At 29.7% G+C, this 623-nt stretch carries 1 protein-coding gene; it reads right to left on the minus strand.

The features are described from left to right. Positions 1–187 precede the first annotated feature (187 nt). The gene (locus WA340_RS05990; RefSeq protein WP_336127877.1) at positions 188–535 is read right to left on the minus strand and encodes a hypothetical protein; all 348 of its coding nucleotides are present in this window, start codon (positions 533–535) and stop codon (positions 188–190) included. Between the last annotated feature and the right edge of the window lie 88 nt (positions 536–623).

The following is a 623-nucleotide window of genomic DNA, read 5'->3' on the forward strand; positions in this document are numbered from 1 at the left end:
ATTTGAGAATTAAGTTGGCTTACTTTATTTCTATAATTACTTACTGACATTCTAAATGCTTGTTTTTAAATTACGTACAACGGTCTCGGCTATGAGTAGTTGCGTGGTTTAGCACTTAACTTTGCAAGTACACACCAAACTGAAAATCCGCGAGGATTTTCAGAAGTAGGCGAGAACAAGCAATTACTTATAGCCATTGTTGTGTGCTGGCTTTTTTTCGGTTAAACATTTTTTTTATATTCGGACTAATTATTAGCAATATTAAATAGTCAATTATTAAACTTACAATCAAATATACATATTGATAATTCAAATCAATTTTATCTCCTAAATTCCCGTCTAAATATTCGCTAAAAACTGTTGTTGGGATAATTCCTTTTGCATAATATAAAATAAAATAATTCCACGCAAAACTTTGTAGGCCTGCAATTTTTGAAGTCGGTTCAGGTAAAGACAGATAAAGAATTAGAAAAAATATAATTTCAATTCCTAGAAGTAAAAGCAAGGATTTTTTAGTTTGATTAAGTCCAATCAAATTCCGATTTGGGTTTTTGAATCCAAATATTATCCAAGGAATTAATAATAGTATTGAAATCATCCTTCTTCAGTCCACTTTTTTGTTG

It is taken from the genome of Mesoflavibacter sp. CH_XMU1422-2 (assembly GCF_037029245.1).
Taxonomy (GTDB): Bacteria; Bacteroidota; Bacteroidia; order Flavobacteriales; family Flavobacteriaceae; genus Mesoflavibacter; species Mesoflavibacter zeaxanthinifaciens.